Origin of the sequence: Stenotrophomonas humi (assembly GCF_001431415.1) — a bacterium.
Classification (GTDB): domain Bacteria; phylum Pseudomonadota; class Gammaproteobacteria; order Xanthomonadales; family Xanthomonadaceae; genus Stenotrophomonas; species Stenotrophomonas humi.
The window spans coordinates 67,651-81,684 of sequence record NZ_LDJI01000029.1; the positions used below are offsets into that span (position 1 = coordinate 67,651).

Annotated in this window: 15 protein-coding genes; 5 read left to right on the forward strand and 10 right to left on the reverse strand. The window is 64.9% G+C overall.

Translation table 11 applies throughout. The features are described from left to right. The first annotated feature begins 52 nt into the window (after positions 1-52). From ABB26_RS15490 to ABB26_RS15505, 4 genes are all read left to right on the forward strand, one after another. A complete protein-coding gene (locus ABB26_RS15490) occupies positions 53-322 on the forward strand; it encodes a Trm112 family protein (protein WP_057635609.1) in 270 nt (89 codons plus the stop codon). Continuing rightward, positions 322-1,179 carry a carboxylating nicotinate-nucleotide diphosphorylase gene (gene nadC, locus ABB26_RS15495; RefSeq protein ID WP_057635610.1) on the forward strand — a complete coding sequence of 286 codons (858 nt, stop codon included), beginning with the start codon at positions 322-324 and terminating at the stop codon, positions 1,177-1,179. Before ABB26_RS15490 ends, nadC begins: the two co-directional genes overlap by 1 nt. A 115-nt stretch (positions 1,180-1,294) precedes the next feature. Next, positions 1,295-2,275 carry a DUF2272 domain-containing protein gene (locus ABB26_RS15500; protein WP_057635611.1) on the forward strand — a complete coding sequence of 327 codons (981 nt, stop codon included), beginning with the start codon at positions 1,295-1,297 and terminating at the stop codon, positions 2,273-2,275. A 117-nt stretch (positions 2,276-2,392) separates the two neighbouring features. Further along, positions 2,393-2,743, forward strand: a complete 351-nt coding sequence (locus ABB26_RS15505) for a DUF3301 domain-containing protein (RefSeq protein WP_057635612.1) — start codon at positions 2,393-2,395, stop codon at positions 2,741-2,743. A gap of 402 nt (positions 2,744-3,145) precedes the next feature. Here the strand turns inward: ABB26_RS15505 and ABB26_RS15510 are convergent, their stop codons facing one another. The 6 genes from ABB26_RS15510 to ABB26_RS15535 all read right to left on the reverse strand — a co-directional run bounded on the left by ABB26_RS15510 (position 3,146) and on the right by ABB26_RS15535 (position 8,199). Continuing rightward, positions 3,146-3,583, reverse strand: coding sequence for a ClpXP protease specificity-enhancing factor (locus ABB26_RS15510; RefSeq protein WP_057635613.1), 438 nt, complete (start codon positions 3,581-3,583; stop codon positions 3,146-3,148). A gap of 125 nt (positions 3,584-3,708) precedes the next feature. Continuing rightward, positions 3,709-4,344 (reverse strand): glutathione S-transferase N-terminal domain-containing protein, encoded by a 636-nt coding sequence (locus ABB26_RS15515; protein WP_057635614.1) that lies wholly within the window; start codon positions 4,342-4,344, stop codon positions 3,709-3,711. A 138-nt stretch (positions 4,345-4,482) separates the two neighbouring features. Then, a complete protein-coding gene (locus ABB26_RS15520) occupies positions 4,483-5,229 on the reverse strand; it encodes a cytochrome c1 (protein WP_057635615.1) in 747 nt (248 codons plus the stop codon). Continuing rightward, the gene (locus tag ABB26_RS15525) at positions 5,222-6,481 is read right to left on the reverse strand and encodes a cytochrome b (protein ID WP_057635616.1); all 1,260 of its coding nucleotides are present in this window, start codon (positions 6,479-6,481) and stop codon (positions 5,222-5,224) included. The genes ABB26_RS15520 and ABB26_RS15525 overlap by 8 nt, the downstream gene beginning before the upstream one ends. A gap of 2 nt (positions 6,482-6,483) precedes the next feature. Next, positions 6,484-7,104: a ubiquinol-cytochrome c reductase iron-sulfur subunit gene (petA, locus tag ABB26_RS15530; protein ID WP_057635617.1), complete on the reverse strand. Its 621-nt coding sequence runs from the start codon at positions 7,102-7,104 to the stop codon at positions 6,484-6,486. 171 nt (positions 7,105-7,275) lie between these two features. Beyond that, positions 7,276-8,199 carry a lytic transglycosylase domain-containing protein gene (locus ABB26_RS15535; RefSeq protein ID WP_057635618.1) on the reverse strand — a complete coding sequence of 308 codons (924 nt, stop codon included), beginning with the start codon at positions 8,197-8,199 and terminating at the stop codon, positions 7,276-7,278. Positions 8,200-8,342: 143 nt separating this feature from the next. On the opposite strand from ABB26_RS15535, the gene miaB reads away from it, so the two are divergent. Beyond that, complete coding sequence (gene miaB / locus ABB26_RS15540; RefSeq protein ID WP_083490875.1) at positions 8,343-9,794, forward strand: tRNA (N6-isopentenyl adenosine(37)-C2)-methylthiotransferase MiaB; 1,452 nt, start codon at positions 8,343-8,345, stop codon at positions 9,792-9,794. Between the two features lie 389 nt (positions 9,795-10,183). Here miaB and ABB26_RS15545 read toward each other — a convergent pair whose 3' ends face one another. The 4 genes from ABB26_RS15545 to ABB26_RS15560 are packed head-to-tail and all read right to left on the reverse strand — an operon-like array spanning position 10,184 to position 13,920. Then, positions 10,184-11,272 (reverse strand): ABC transporter permease, encoded by a 1,089-nt coding sequence (locus ABB26_RS15545; protein WP_057635620.1) that lies wholly within the window; start codon positions 11,270-11,272, stop codon positions 10,184-10,186. Continuing rightward, complete coding sequence (locus ABB26_RS15550) at positions 11,269-12,252, reverse strand: ABC transporter ATP-binding protein (protein WP_425477269.1); 984 nt, start codon at positions 12,250-12,252, stop codon at positions 11,269-11,271. The genes ABB26_RS15545 and ABB26_RS15550 overlap by 4 nt, the downstream gene beginning before the upstream one ends. Then, positions 12,239-13,204, reverse strand: a complete 966-nt coding sequence (locus ABB26_RS15555; protein WP_057635621.1) for an HlyD family secretion protein — start codon at positions 13,202-13,204, stop codon at positions 12,239-12,241. Before ABB26_RS15555 ends, ABB26_RS15550 begins: the two co-directional genes overlap by 14 nt. Further along, on the reverse strand, positions 13,201-13,920 hold the full coding sequence (locus ABB26_RS15560) for a TetR/AcrR family transcriptional regulator (RefSeq protein WP_083490876.1): 720 nt from the start codon (positions 13,918-13,920) through the stop codon (positions 13,201-13,203). The genes ABB26_RS15555 and ABB26_RS15560 overlap by 4 nt, the downstream gene beginning before the upstream one ends. Positions 13,921-14,034: the final 114 nt, after the last annotated feature.

Genomic DNA, 14,034 nt, shown 5'->3' on the forward strand with positions numbered 1-14,034 from the left:
CACCTGCTGCAAAGACGTATTCTAGCCGCCTTCCCCGCAAGACCACGACCTGATGGACCGCAAACTGCTCGACCTGCTCGTCTCCCCGGACACCCGCCAGCCGTTGGCCCAGCTGGAAAGCGCCGGCCTGGAAGCGCTGAACCGCGCCATCGCCGCCGGCACCGTCAGCCGCAGCGACGGCAGCGCCCAGACCGAAGCCCTGCGCGAGGCCCTGGTGACCCGCGACCGCAAACAAGCATTCCGCGTCGAAGACGGCATCCCGGTGCTGCTGGCCGATGAGGCCATCGACACCGCCCAGATCACCGACTTCCCGGGCAAGTAATGCTGCCGCACCCGCCGCTTGCACCGCCGCCGGAACAGATCGATGCCGACGTCGTCCGCGCCCTGGCCGAGGACATCGGCAGCGGTGACGTCACCGCCGCCCTGTTGCCCGACAGCGCCGATGTCGCCTACCTGCTGTGCAAGCAGGATGCGGTGATCGCCGGCCGACCCTGGTTTGATGCCACCCACCGTGCGCTCGACCCGGATGTGCAGATCCACTGGCGGGTACTGGAAGGTGACCACGTCAAGGCCGGCACCGTACTGGCCACGCTACAGGGCCGCAGCCGCAGCCTGGTCAGCGCCGAGCGCACCTCGCTCAACTTCCTGCAGACCCTGTCCGGCACCGCGACCATCACCGCCCGTCATGTGGCCGCAGTGGCCGGCACCAAGGCACGCATCCTCGACACCCGCAAAACCCTGCCCGGTCTGCGCCTGGCACAGAAGTACGCGGTGCGCTGCGGCGGCGGTGACAACCACCGCATTGGCCTGTTCGACACGGTGATGCTCAAGGAAAACCACATCCGCGCCGCCGGCTCGCTCACCGCCGCCGTGCATGCCGCGCGCGCGCAGCAGCCGCAGTTGCCGCTGGTGGTGGAAGTGGAAGACCTGCAGCAGCTTGAGCAAGCTCTGGCGGCCGGTTGCGAGCGCATCCTGATCGACGACTTCAGCCCCGCGATGCGTCGCGATGCCGTACGCATCGCCGCCGGTCGCATTCCGCTGGAGGTATCAGGCAGCGTTGATCTGGTCGGCCTGCGCGCCATCGCCGAGGATGGTGTGGACTGTATTTCCATCGGTGGGCTGACCAAGCATGTGCAGGCCATCGACCTGTCGTTGAAACTCGGCCCGCCGCCGGCCTGAATCATCGTTGCCGACGGCCTTGCCCGCGCCCAGGCGCTCGTTGCGGGTGCCGGCGCTCACGGCTTCCACACGACCTGAACTGCAACACTTCCCCTGCACCCTCGCGGAGTCAGATGTGGCGTACCGATACCTGTTGTGCTGCCTTGCGCTGCTCGCCCCCGCCTTTTCCGCTGCGGCGGTCGAGGCCTGCGACATTCCCGTGCGTTACGGGGTCAGCGACACCGCCAAGGCCATCGTCCGCGCTGCCTGTGATGAACACCGGTTGTGGTACCGCCCCTTCATTGACCGCGACGGCCGCATTGCCAGCCTTGGCGTCACCGAAGCCGAAGCCGAGCACCTCGCCGACAACGGCCTGATCGCCTGGCAACGCGTTGCCGGATACTGGCGCGAAAGCGGCACCCTGTCGGCGATGGGCGCCATCCCCGGCGCCACCAGTTGCATGCAGCCGGCCGGTAACCGTTACAGCGACACCGACTGCCGTGCATTCCTGATCGACAACCCGTGGTCGGCGGCTTTCATTTCCTGGGTGATGACACGCGCCAGCGTGCCCGGCTTCAACCGCTCCCCTCGCCATATCGACTACATCCGCGCCGCCTATCAGGGCGGCGCCAACGGCTCGCCTTACCGGATGGCTGATCCCGGCACGGAGAAACCGGCACCTGGGGACATGCTCTGCTTCCTGCGCAATCGCAGCAGCACACTGAACTACACGGGGTTGATCGAAGCACTGGGCAGCGGCCGCGCCGGCAACTGGAAATCGCATTGCGAAGTGGTGATCGGTGCCAATGTCGGCGGCGACCGCACGTTGTACCTGGTGGGCGGCAACGTGGCCAACGCGGTGGTGATGCGCAAGCTCATGCTCGACCGGACCGGCCTGCTTGAGCTCCCCAAGGCCAACAATGCGCAACCGATCATTGAGCAAGGGTGCTCGCCCGGCCATGAGGAGGAATGCAACCTCAACCGACAGGACTGGGCGGCGCTGCTTAAACTTACCGCCACCGCACCGATTCCCGTACCGCACCCGGAACAGGCCCCTCCCACCGCACCAGTGCCAGCCGCGTCGAGCGAGCCGGTTCCAGCCCCGCCTACGCGCTGACATCCCCCAAACCTCGACATCGATGATGCCCGGCACGGGTGAAGCGCTGGCGCAGCGTCCACCAGCGGAAGGGCACGGCATTGCACCAGCCACGGCGGGATGCCCTAAAGTATCGGCATGCCTACCCTGCTTATCCTGATGATCGTCGGTGCGATTGGTTTTGCCGTCTGGGATCGATCCCGCGCCGCCGCTGACCGCGCCACCGAACTTGGCCGCAATGCCTGCCGTGCCGCCGACGTGCAATGGCTTGACCAGAGCGTGCATGCCACCGGCCTGCGCTTGCGCCGCCTGCCCAGCGGCTGGCTGGGCTTCGAGCGCAGCTTCCGCTTCGACTATTCCTATGACGGCGTTGACCGCCACACCGGTCGCCTGGTGTTGCGTGGCGGCCAGCTGATCTCCTTCACCGGCCCGTCAGCGGCACAGATCGGCCGCCTTCGCCAGAGCACGGAAGAAGCCGAAGACGTTTGAGGCAAAGGCTGCTGCAGAAACGGCTGATCCAATGACCGCCGCAGTAATCAGGCAGACCATAAGGCCGTAGCTGGGCCTATGGGCCATGGCCGGTATTGCACGACGCTGCGAGCGCATGCTCCGCGCGCGCGGCGGTTCCGCAGACAGAGGGACCTGCGCCCGCACCGGCGTGCACCGCTTTTCCAACGAACCAGCCCGCCACTGCCTTTGTTGCCCCCCAGGCTATGGCCGCGCAAGCGGCGGAACGACGGCTGTCGGTTCGGCAAAGAGCTGCGACCAGCGTTCCGCACACTGCAGACATCGCAGGAGCGGACAGATCGCCCGGTCAAACGGCCGACACCACCTGCCTCCGCTGCCAACCTCAACGAAAACCGCCACCTTTCGGTGGCGGTAGTGAGCGGGTTACTTGACCACGCGCAGATGCGGGCGTTTGCCTGCCGTCGGCGGCGGCGCGTCCGGCGGCGTGGTATCGGGCGGCAGATCGTCATCGGATGCCAGCTCGGCGCCCGGGATGTCATCCGGCAATGCCATGCCCTGCCCGGTTTCACGCGCATACACGGCCAGCACCGCTGCAATCGGCACATGCACCTGGAAGCTGGTGCCAGAGAAACGCGCTGTGAAACTCACCGCATCATTGTCGATATGCAGGCGCATGACCGCCCGCTCGGCAATGTTGAGCACAACGCGCTCTTCCTTGATCGCGGTGGGTGGTACCTGCACACCCGGCACACCGGCATCGACCATCAGATGCGGGGTCATGCCGTTGTCGTTGATCCACTCCACCAATGCCCGCAGCAAGTACGGGCGATGGCTGCTCATACGGAAAGTTTCTTCAGTCATGTGACAAGTGTACTTGGCATTGATGCACGAACGCCGCCCTCAGGCGGCGTCCACGGCTCCGACATACAGCGGGCATCCATGCTTTCCATGTCGTCCGCCGCCACGATGACGGCCAGAACAATCCGTCAGACCGGCAGTTCGCGCAGCTTCCTTTCCTGGTCGGTCAGGCTGCGGACGAAGCCGGGGTGGCGGAACAGGCGGTTGCCGTAATCTTCAATGGCCTTGCCATCCTTGGGCAACGGAATACCCAGCGATTCCAGCCGCCAGATGATCGGTGCGATCGCGCAGTCAGCCAGGCTCATTTCCGGATTGAGGAAGAACTTGCTGGCCTTGAACAGCGGTACCGACTGGGCGACCAATTCCTTCAACCGCTTGCGACCGGCCTCCGCCTGGGTCTTGTTGCCCAGCTGGATGGCCTGCACCTGCGGCACCCAATCGTGCTCGATGCGCAGCATCGCCAAGCGCAGGCGCGCGCGCGACAGCGGGTCCACGGGCATCAGCGGCGGGTGCGGATAGCGCTCGTCCAGATACTCGCTGACCACCGATGCCGCATACAGCACCAGCTCGCGCTCAACCAGGGTCGGCACCGAGTGGTATGGGTTGAGGTCAATCAGATCTTCAGGCGGATTCTGCGCGTCAACCGGTACCAGGTCGTAATTCACGCCCTTGGCTGCCAGCACCAGTCGTACCCGGTGGCAGAGAACGTCGTCATTAGCAGAGAACAGGGTCAGGGTATTACGCATACGCACACTCGCCGCCATCAAAGGCTCTCCAACGGCCGGAATCCGCCAGCCTTGCGGCCCCACCGGCCCATTGCCTGTGGTTGCCTCGGTCCTCCGAGTGTGCCAATCGACAGGCACGGTTGCCAAGGCCCCCGCTCACCCGGCTTCCAGCCCCGCTCAATGAACGTCTTTCCAATACTCGGCCTTGACCAGATAAGCCAGGAAGGTCAGCAGCGCAAGGAACAGCACCACCCAGACACCCAGACTCTGCCGTTTCAGTGCAGCCGGTTCGCCGGCGTACTCCAGGAAATTGGTGATGTCGCGCACCGTCCTGTCGTACTCGCGCGCATCCACGTTGCCCGGCTGGCCCATCGTGAAGCCCACCACCGGCGGCTCCAGGCCTTCCTGCTCGGCCTTGCCATGAATGGCGTGCTGGATGCCCTGCAGCTCCCATAGCGGGTTGGGCATGGAGGCATTGGGGAACACCGAGTTGTTCCAGCCCAACGGCCGTGTTTCGTCCAGGTAGAACGACTTGAGGTAGCTGTAGATCCAATCGGTGCCGCGCACCCGGGCGATCAGGCTCAGGTCCGGCGGCATCTTGCCGAACCACTTGGTGGCTTCGTCATGCGGCATTGCCACCTGGATCTGCTCGCCGAAAGCCGCACCGGTGAAGTTGAGGTTGCTCATCACCTGCGCTTCGCTCAGGCCGAGATCATCGGCCATGCGCGAGTAGCGCAGGTACTTCAGTGAATGGCAGCCCGAGCAATAGCTCATGTAAGCCTGGGCACCACGCTGCAGCGACGCCTGGTCCCCCAAGTCGTTACCCGCCTGTTGCAGCTTGCTGCCACCTTCGGCGGCCGAAGCCGACGCACAGAACAACATCGCCGCGGCCATTACCAGCCGCACAATCCACTTGTCAGTCATGCGTCGTCACCCGTTCCGGTACCGGCTTGGTGCTGTCGAGTTTGGTCCATATGGGCATGGTGATGAAGAAGGCGAAGTACAGGAAGGTCAGCACGCGACCAACCCAGGTTTCCCAGATCGCCGTACCCGGGCCCGAGCCAATCACCATCAGCCACAGGAAGCACACCACCAACATGCCCAGCATCACCTTGGAAATCGTGCCGCGGTAGCGGATCGACTTGACCTTGGCCTTGTCCAGCCACGGCACCAGAAACAGGATGGCGATGGCCGAGAACATCACGATCACGCCACCCAGCTTGTTCGGCACCACCCGCAACATCGCGTAGTAAGGCGTGTAGTACCAGACCGGTTTGATGTGCTCCGGCGTCACCAGGCGGTTGGCCTCGGTGAAGTTGTCGTGCTCCAGGAACAGGCCACCGAAGGCCGGCGCGAAGAAGATGATGAAGGCAGCAAGCGTGAGCAGGAAGCCAACGCCGACCATGTCCTTGACCGTGTAGTACGGATGGAACGGGATGCCATCGGCCGGGGCATTCGACGACCAACGATTGCCCTTGGGCCCCTTCTTGATCTCCACACCATCCGGGTTGTTGGACCCCACTTCATGCAGCGCACCCAGGTGCAGCACCACCAGCAGCAGCAACACCAGCGGCAGGGCGATGACGTGCAGGGCGAAGAAACGGTTGAGGGTGGCATCGCCGGGCAGGTAGTCGCCCATGATCCACTCGGTCAGGCCGTTGCCGATCACCGGGATGGCGCCGAACAGCGAGATGATGACCTTGGCCCCCCAGAACGACATCTGGCCCCAGGGCAGCACGTAGCCCATGAAGGCTTCGGCCATCAACACCAGGTAGATCAACATGCCCAGGATCCACACCAGCTCACGCGGCTTCTTGTAGCTGCCGTACATGAGCCCGCGGAACATGTGCAGGTACACCACGATGAAGAACAGCGAGGCGCCGGTGCTGTGCATGTAGCGGATCAGCCAGCCCCACTCCACGTCGCGCATGATGTATTCGACCGAGGCGAAGGCCTCCGCCGCGCTGGGCTTGAAGTGCATCGTCAGGAAGATGCCGGTGAGGATCTGGTTGACCAGAATCACCATCGCCAGCGAACCGAAGTAGTACCAGAAGTTGAAGTTTTTCGGCGCGTAGTACTCGCTGACGTGCTTGCGGTACACCGGCATCAGACCCGGGGCACGCTCATTGACCCAGTTGGCCACGCCGGTAGCGGTACGGACAAGAATATTGCTCATGCTCAGGCAACCCCCTGCGGATCAACGCCGATGACGATGGTGTTGTCATCCGTGTAATGGTGCGGCGGCACCAGCAGGTTGATCGGCGCTGGCACGTCCTGGAACACGCGTCCGGACATGTCGAAGCGCGACTTGTGACAGGGGCAGAAGTAGCCGCCCTTCCACTGCGCGTCGTAGGGCTCGGGGCGGATTTCGGCGACCATTTCCGGCGAGCAGCCCAGGTGGGTACACAGCCCGACCAGCACCGAGATATCCGGCTTGATCGAGCGGTATTCCGGATTGGCCTTGAGCACGTATGCCGGCTGCTGGTCGGTGTTGCCCGACTCGGGGTCCTTCAGACGCCCATCCAGGGTTGGCAGCGCGTCGAGGATGGCCTTGGACCGTTTGACGATCCAGATCGGCTGGCCGCGCCACTCCAGGATCAGCCGTTGGCCTTCCTGCAGGGCACTGATATCGGCGGTCACCGGTGCACCCGCGAGCTTGGCGCGGGCACTGGGATTCCACGATTTGATGAAGGGTACTGCTGCGAAGCCGACGCCAACTGCTCCGACCACCGCGGTGGTCGCTGTCAAAAACCGGCGACGGCCGGTATTGACTGGATCGTTTACCCCATCGTTTGCCATCCGGCACTCCGATATTGATTAGGTAGCTTAAGGCTGCCAGCAGTCTGGTGGGGGCCAGCCCGCTCTGAAACAAATCGTTCGCGAGTGTAGCGGAACGCTTAACGCCCGCACAACGCGATCAAACACCAGTCCGCGCGATTTGTCACGGCCTGTTGCAACAGGAACAACCGCTCACTGCCGCGAAGCCAGCTCGCCCCGATAGCGATCGGCCAGCTGTGCCACCCGCCTGACGTAGTACTGGGTCTCCCGGTAGGGGGGCACGCCACCGTGGCGATCCACCGCGCCTTCGCCGGCGTTGTAGCCGGCCGCAGCCAGGGTCAGATCACCGTTGAAACGACGCAGCAACCACGACAGGTACTTCACGCCACCCCGGATGTTCTGCCCGCTGTCATACGCATCGGTGACACCGAAACGGCGCGCCGTGGCCGGCATCAACTGCATCAGGCCCTGTGCACCGGCACGACTGAGCGCGGTGGGATTGAAGGCCGACTCGGCGTGGATGATGGCGCGGACCACCGCCTCTTCCACCCCGAACTCGCGCGCGGCAGCGGCGATCTCGGCGTTGTAGGCCTGGGTGTTGAGCCGCACCGAGCCGAAGTTGACACCGGACTGTACCCCGCAGGCGAAGCAGCGCTCGATGTAGCTGTAGTTGATCGTGCGCACGTTGCCGATGCTGGCCACCTGCGCGGGACGGTTGCTGGTGTAGTGGCGCACGCCGTCCTTCATGTATGAGTAGACCTGCCCGCTGACTACCCGCTGCGCGCGGCTGGCCGGTGCACTCTGCACCGGTGTCGGGGCGACCGCGGATGGGGCAATCCCGGCCGCTACCGTGGTGGGGTTGGCCTCGGACCTGGCGGGCGTGCCGACAACCGCAGCGACGGTCGGCACAGGTGCCGCAACCGCGCGTGCACGGTGCGACGCCCCGGATGACGGGCGGTAGCTGCTGACAACGCTGCAGCTGGCGCCGCCGACGCGTTTGTTGACGTAGTTCGGAATTCCATCGCTGCCAATGCACTTGTACAGCGTGCCGGCACTGGCCGGCAGGGCGACCAATGCAGCAATCAGAATGCCGGTGATCCCCAAAATCCCCTTCATGGGCGCGAGTCTCCCAGCTTCACCGGGGCTTGCCAAGTATTTGACGCGGCCATTCCGCCGCTGATCGTCACCGGCCGATACAATAGGCCGCTTCGTCAGCGGCCCCTGGCCGCCAGCCCGCCCACCCGTCTGGAATAAGCACCATGCCCGGGACGCCAGCCTCCTCCCTGCCGACCAAGGCCGGCTCTGCCGCGCCGCCTGTTGAAATGACCACTCCTGAATTGATTCCCCTGCCCGGCGTCAAGCCGAAGGTTGCCGGCGGCGCGCGCGGCAAGCTGTACATCAAGACCCACGGTTGCCAGATGAACGAGTACGACTCGACCAAGATGGCCGACGTGCTGGCCGAGGCCGAAGGGCTGGAGTTGACCGACAACCCCGAAGAAGCCGACGTGGTGCTGGTCAACACCTGCTCCATCCGTGAGAAGGCGCAGGAGAAGGTGTTCAGCCAACTGGGCCGTTGGAAGGCGCTCAAGGCCGGCGGCCGTGACGTCATCATCGGCGTCGGCGGTTGTGTGGCCTCGCAGGAAGGCGAAGCCATCATCAAACGCGCACCGTATGTGGACCTGGTGTTCGGGCCGCAGACCCTGCATCGCCTGCCGGAGCTGATCCGCGCCCGCCGTGAGCAGAACAAACCACAGGTGGATATCAGCTTCCCGGAGATCGAGAAGTTCGACCGCATGCCCGAACCGCGCGCCGAGGGCGCCTCGGCATTCGTGTCGATCATGGAAGGCTGCTCCAAGTACTGCTCGTTCTGCGTGGTGCCCTACACCCGCGGCACCGAGGTCAGCCGCCCGTTCGAAGACGTGGTGGTCGAATGCGCCCAGCTCGCCACGCAGGGCGTGCGTGAGATCAACCTGCTCGGCCAGAACGTCAATGCCTACCGTGGCCCGTATGGCGACGGTGAGATCGCCGACCTCGGCCTGCTGATCCGCACCCTGGCCGAGATCGACGGCATCGGCCGCATCCGCTTCACCACCTCGCATCCGCTGGAGTTCAGTGATTCGCTGATCGACGCCTACCGCGATGTGCCGAAGCTGGCCAACTACCTGCACCTGCCGGTGCAGGCCGGCAGCGACCGCATCCTCAGCGCGATGAAGCGTGGCTACACCGCACTGGAATTCAAGGCCAAGATCCGCAAGCTGCGCGCGGTGCGTCCGGACATCTCGATCAGCTCGGACTTCATCGTCGGCTTCCCCGGCGAGACCGATGCCGATTTCGACAAGACCATGAAGCTGATCGAGGACGTGGGCTTCGACCAGAGCTTTTCCTTCATCTACTCGCGTCGCCCGGGCACCCCGGCGGCCGATCTGGAAGACACGCTCAGCGATGCCGACAAGCACGCCCGGCTGTCACGGCTGCAGGCCCGCATCAGCGAACATGCCGCGGGCATTTCCGAGCGCATGGTCGGCACCGTGCAGACGGTGCTGGTCGAAGGCCCGTCGCGCAAGGATCCGAACCAGCTGACCGGCAAGACCGAGAACATGCGCTCGGTGAACTTCGCCGGCAACCCGCGTCTGATCGGCCAGTTCGTGGAGGTGGTCATCACCGAAGCGCTGAGCAACTCGCTGCGCGCGCGGATCGTCGCGCAGGACTGAGGTCCGGCAACGCCCGGGTCAGCGCACGCGCGCCCGGGCTGCCCTTGTCACGACAAAGCCGGTTGGTGCTCGCAGCGAAGCGCGCTCCCGACACCTGGCTCCAGCTGCACGGAAAGGCTACGGGGATTCCCCCGCAGCGCCCTGCACCACCGTGGTCATTTTTTCATCACACTGATGAAAACCCCGCCAGTACTGGGCTGCGCGAGGTTATCCACACCTTCGTGCAGATTCGATCCACATCGAATGTGGACAACGCATCCACCGCTGACACTTTTTTGACCAATCCACCCCAGAGCCTTGCAGCAGAAGGGCTGGCGAAGGATATCCACAGCTTCATCGCGTCCGCATCCACACCGGTTGTGGAGAACTTCACCGCGGCCGGGCGCAGCTCAGTCCAGCCGCTTGCGGAAGCGCAGGATCGCCCCGGTCATCATCACCGCACTGAATGCCACCAGCGCCAATGCATCCGGCCACAGCTCCCACAGACTGGCCCCGCGCAGCATCACGCCACGGATCAGGCGCAGGAAGTGCGTCAACGGCAGCACTTCGGCCAGCCACTGCACCGAACGCGGCATGCCGGCAAACGGAAACATGAAGCCGGACAACAGGATCGACGGCAGGAAGATGAAGAACGTCATCTGCATCGCCTGGAACTGCGATTGCGCACGGGTCGAGATCAGCAGGCCCAGCGCCAGGTTGGCGACGATCAACAGCCCGGCGGCGATGAACACATCCAGCAGCGCGCCACCGATCGGCACATGGAACAACCAGGTGCCGAGCGCCAGCACCATGCCGGTCTGCAGCAAGCCGATGACCACGTAGGGAATGACCTTTCCGATCATCAGTTCGGCGCTGGTGACCGGCGTGGCGATCAGCAGCTCCATGTTGCCGCGCTCGCGTTCACGCACGATGGCCACCGCCGTGAACAACACCATGGTCATGGTCAGGATCACCCCCACCAGCCCGGGCACGATGTTGACCGCCGAACTGCGTTGCGGATTGTAGAAAGCGACCACGCTGATTGCGCTGGTCGCCAATGGCTTGAAGCCGGTGCCATCCAATGGCATGCGTGCCAGTTGCGCCGCCGCGCTCTGCACCGCGTTGTCGCTGCCATCCACCAGTATCTGCAGCGCCTCGCGGCCTTCGGCGCGGCGTTGCTCATAGTCGGCGGGAATGACGATGCCGAGGCTGATCTCGCCACGCCGCATCGCCTCGATCAACTGCTGCGGCGTCTGCACCTCCAGCACCGGAGCGACCACACCGGTGGCGACGATATCGCGCGCCAACGTGCGCGAGGCCGAGGTCCCCGCCTGGTCGGCGAAGCCGGCTGACAGGTCGCGCAGGTTGGTGTTGATCGCATACCCGAACAACAACAGCTGCATCACCGGGATGCCGATGATCATCGCCAGGGTGATGCGGTCACGGCGCATCTGCCTCAGCTCCTTGACCATCACGCCGAGCAGCCGACGCAGCTTCATGCGCCCTCTCCGTCACCGCTACGGTTGTGCGTGGCCGCGACGAACACGTCCTCCAGGCTGGCCGCCTGTGGATGAACCTGCGCGGTGATCCCGGCATTGCGCAAAGCCTCCGCGAGCGTGGCACCGCCATCTGTCCGGTCCAGCAGTACGCGCAGGCTGTTGCCGATCTGCGCCACGCTGACCACGCCGGCGCAACCGGTGAGCACCCGCACCGCCTGACGCGGCTGCGATGCGTCGACCACCAGCGTGCGCCCGGCCAACCTGCCGGTGAGTTCGGCCGGCGTGCCATCGGCCACCAGTGCGCCGTGGTCCAGGATGGCGATGCGGTGGCAGCGCTCGGCCTCATCCATGTAATGCGTGGACACCAGCAGGGTGGTGCCGGCATCGGCCAGTTCGAATAGTTTCTCCCAGAAATCACGGCGCGATTCCGGATCCACCGCGCTGGTCGGCTCGTCCAGGAACAACAGCTCCGGTTCGTGGATCACCGCCGCCGCCAGCGCCAGGCGCTGCTTCTGGCCGCCACTCATGGTGCCGGCGAGCTGCTTCTGCCGATCCTGGAAGCGGTACTGCTCCAGCAGCTGATCAATGCGTTGACGCGCGCGGACGCGGGGCATGTCATATACCGCTGCCAGGAATTCGAGGTTCTCGCGCACGCTCAGGTCCTCGAACAGGGAGAACTTCTGCGTCATGTAGCCAATACGACTGCGCAGCGCTTCGGCCTGTTCCGGGATGCGCAGGCCCAGCACCTCGATCTCGCCTGCGCTGGGTGTCAGCAAACCGCACAGCATCCGGATGGTGGTGGATTTGCCCGACCCGTTCGGGCCGAGGAAGCCATACACCTGCCTGCGCGCTACATCCAGGTCGATGTTGTCCACCGCCTTCAACGCGCCGAACTGACGGCTGACGCCACGCGCGCGGATCGCCAGTTCGTCCAGCGAAGCGGCGGCATTCACCGATGCGACGCGTTCAATGTCCGGCATCGGCCAGCACCTTCAATGGCGCCCCCACCGGCAACCCGGCCGCATCCTTGCCCAGGCTGATCTCGGCCAGGTAACTCAGCCGCTCGGCGTCCTGGCCGGTCAGGGCAAAGTACGGCGTGAACACCGGCTCGCTGCGGATCATCCGCACATGCCCGCTATAAACCTGCGCGGCCTCCTGCCCCTGCAACTGCACCTGCAGCGCATCGCCGACCTTGAGACGGTTGCGCAGCGCCTGCGGCAGGTAGACGCGTGCATAGGGCGCCTCCCCCACCAGCAATACCACCAGCGGTGCCCCGATGGCGGGCTGGTCACCGAGTTTGTAGGGAAGGCTGTCCACCCGGCCAGCGCGCGGCGCGACAAGCGCAAGCTTGTCCAACAGAACGGTCTGGGTACTCACGTTCGCCTGCGCGGAAGCCAGTGCCGCCTCACCTTGTGCCACCTGCTCGGAGCGGCTGCCGTGCAGCAGCTCCGCCAGCGCCGCCCCGGCGCGACCCACGTCGGCCTGCGCGCTCTGCGCTGCGGCACGGGCGCGATCCAGTTCCGACGCTGCCACCAGCTGCCGCGCACCCAACGGCTGCAGGCGCGCGTAATACGCCTGTGATTCACGCGCCTGCGCCTGCGCTGCGGCCAGCGTTGCCCGCGCCTGGGCGATGTCCTCGCTGCGTGGCCCGTTGTGCAGTTCCGCCAACACTGCGCTGCTTTGCGCCGCCTGCGCTTTCAATGCATCCAGCTGCGACCGGCCATAGCGCAGCTCCAACTGCATCAGCGAGTCGCCGGCGGCGACCTGCTGACCTTCGCGCACGTCGATCTGCACGATCTTTTCCGAAGCGGGCGCCGGCAGCGTGACCCGGTCCCACTCCAGTGTGCCCAGGGCCTGCGGCGCGTCGTGGGAACAGGCTGCCAGCAGCAGCGTCAGCGCTGATGCCGCAACGCGAATGCGTCGATCATTCATGACTTCAGCTCCAATCCTCGCACCAACAATGCCAGCGCATGTCGTTGCACCTCATCGGCACCCAGTTCCCCGGCGCCGAACAGCTGCTGCCAGATGGGCGCGCTGGCCAGCGGAAACATCGTCAGGCCCACCAACGACACCACGATCAATCGCGGGTCGAGCTGCGGATTCAACTGCCCGTGTTGTTGCGCGGCGGTGAAACGCTCCGCCAGTACGCGCGGCAACACCGGGCCGACGCGTTCGATCATCACTTCACGCAACGCGCCGCCTTCACAGAGAATCTCCCGAACCCACAGCGTCGGCAGCCAGGGATGTGCCGCCACCGCGCGGACCAATCCACCCACGAATGCCGCGACCAGATTTTCCACGCCATCGCCGGCCTCATGCACGCCGGCATGCACCTGCACCATCACCGGCCACAGCCGTTCTTCGACCACGGAATGCTGCAGCCGCGCCTTGTCACCGAAGTAGTAGTGAACCAGCGCCGGTGTCACGCCAGCGCGACGTGCGATGTCCCGCAGCGATGTCGCGGCGATGCCCTGGGCCACGAAACAGGCCAGCGCCGCATCCAGCAACTGGGCGCGAAGATCGGCCGCATCGCCCCTGGGCTGCCGCCCCGGAGCCCGTTTCCTGGGCTTGCGGGCGGGTGCCACTGTGCCGGGCGGATCGCCGGCCGGGTCGGCGCCGTTGGAGGGTTTGGGGACTGATGGTTTCATGGCCTTATTTAATTCATTGATTAATTAAATTTCAACCACGTCGTGAGATGCCACAGGCCGGGCAGCCAGCATCCGGTCCGGCATGCCGCCCGGACCTTTACCGATGGGACAATG

What these genes read in the sequence shown, in the direction of transcription:
- ABB26_RS15490 (WP_057635609.1), top strand. Translation starts at nt 53, where the DNA reads ATGGACCGCAAACTGCTCGACCTGCTCGTCTCCCCGGACACCCGCCAG.
- nadC (WP_057635610.1), top strand. Translation starts at nt 322, where the DNA reads ATGCTGCCGCACCCGCCGCTTGCACCGCCGCCGGAACAGATCGATGCC.
- ABB26_RS15505 (WP_057635612.1), top strand. Translation starts at nt 2,393, where the DNA reads ATGCCTACCCTGCTTATCCTGATGATCGTCGGTGCGATTGGTTTTGCC.
- ABB26_RS15510 (WP_057635613.1), bottom strand. Translation starts at nt 3,583, where the DNA reads ATGACTGAAGAAACTTTCCGTATGAGCAGCCATCGCCCGTACTTGCTG.
- ABB26_RS15515 (WP_057635614.1), bottom strand. Translation starts at nt 4,344, where the DNA reads ATGGCGGCGAGTGTGCGTATGCGTAATACCCTGACCCTGTTCTCTGCT.
- ABB26_RS15520 (WP_057635615.1), bottom strand. Translation starts at nt 5,229, where the DNA reads ATGACTGACAAGTGGATTGTGCGGCTGGTAATGGCCGCGGCGATGTTG.
- ABB26_RS15525 (WP_057635616.1), bottom strand. Translation starts at nt 6,481, where the DNA reads ATGAGCAATATTCTTGTCCGTACCGCTACCGGCGTGGCCAACTGGGTC.
- petA (WP_057635617.1), bottom strand. Translation starts at nt 7,104, where the DNA reads ATGGCAAACGATGGGGTAAACGATCCAGTCAATACCGGCCGTCGCCGG.
- ABB26_RS15535 (WP_057635618.1), bottom strand. Translation starts at nt 8,199, where the DNA reads ATGAAGGGGATTTTGGGGATCACCGGCATTCTGATTGCTGCATTGGTC.
- miaB (WP_083490875.1), top strand. Translation starts at nt 8,343, where the DNA reads ATGCCCGGGACGCCAGCCTCCTCCCTGCCGACCAAGGCCGGCTCTGCC.
- ABB26_RS15545 (WP_057635620.1), bottom strand. Translation starts at nt 11,272, where the DNA reads ATGAAGCTGCGTCGGCTGCTCGGCGTGATGGTCAAGGAGCTGAGGCAG.
- ABB26_RS15550 (WP_425477269.1), bottom strand. Translation starts at nt 12,252, where the DNA reads ATGCCGGACATTGAACGCGTCGCATCGGTGAATGCCGCCGCTTCGCTG.
- ABB26_RS15555 (WP_057635621.1), bottom strand. Translation starts at nt 13,204, where the DNA reads ATGAATGATCGACGCATTCGCGTTGCGGCATCAGCGCTGACGCTGCTG.
- ABB26_RS15560 (WP_083490876.1), bottom strand. Translation starts at nt 13,920, where the DNA reads ATGAAACCATCAGTCCCCAAACCCTCCAACGGCGCCGACCCGGCCGGC.